Source organism: Limnohabitans planktonicus II-D5, assembly GCF_001270065.2.
GTDB lineage: Bacteria > Pseudomonadota > Gammaproteobacteria > Burkholderiales > Burkholderiaceae_C > Limnohabitans_A > Limnohabitans_A planktonicus.
The window spans coordinates 1-868 of the sequence record NZ_LFYT02000118.1; the positions used below are offsets into that span (position 1 = coordinate 1).

General features: G+C 66.2%; 1 protein-coding gene. It reads right to left on the reverse strand.

What is annotated here, in order from left to right; translation table 11 throughout:
- Positions 1–868 (reverse strand): hypothetical protein (locus tag H663_RS41910; RefSeq protein ID WP_205872786.1); only part of this gene is annotated, 868 nt, incomplete at both ends.

The following is an 868-nucleotide window of genomic DNA, read 5'->3' on the forward strand; positions in this document are numbered from 1 at the left end:
GCGTTGGCAATGGCAACGCTGGCAGGTTCGGCTTCATTCGCGGCTGTGGCTGCGGCTTGGGCTGCAGTCGCTGCGGCAGTCGCTGCTGAGGATTTGGCGGCTGCATCAGCGGCGGCTGTCAGTGCTGCAGTTTGCTTGGTTTCGACGTCTGCAATTTCAGCTGGGGTTGCCGGATCACTGAGTCCAGCGACGGCGTTGTCCAAGGCTGTCTTGGCTGCTGTCGCTGCTGCGGCAGCTGTTGTGGCGGCAGTCGCGGCACTGGCAGCGGCGGTGGCCAAGCTGGCCACTTTGGCGTCGGTTGCCGTTTCGCTGACGGTGGCTGATGTGGTGGCGTCGGTGCCTGCTGCGCTTGCAGCTGTGGCGGCAGCGTTGGCAGTGGCTACGCTGGATGGAACTGTTTCCCCAGCCGCTGCAGCTGCGGCCTGGGCTGCAGTCGCTGCGGCAGTCGCTGCTGAGGCTTTGGCGGCTGCATCAGCGGCGGCAGTCAGTGCTGCGGCCTGCTTGGCCTCAACGTCTGCAATTTCAGCTGGCGTTGCCGGATCGCTCAGGGCTGCAACGGCGCTGTCCAGAGCGGCCTTCGCAGCTGTCGCTGCAGCTGCAGCCGTTGTGGCGGCAGTCGCGGCACTGGCAGCAGCGGTGGCCAAGCTGGCCACTTTGGCGTCGGTTGCCGTTTCGCTGACGGTGGCTGATGTGGTGGCGTCGGTGCCTGCTGCGCTTGCAGCTGTGGCGGCAGCGTTGGCAGTGGCTACGCTGGATGGAACTGTTTCCCCAGCCGCTGCAGCTGCGGCCTGGGCTGCTGTCGCTGCGTCAGTCGCTGCTGAGGCTTTGGCAACCGCATCAGCAGCGGCAGTCAGCGCTGCGGCTTGCT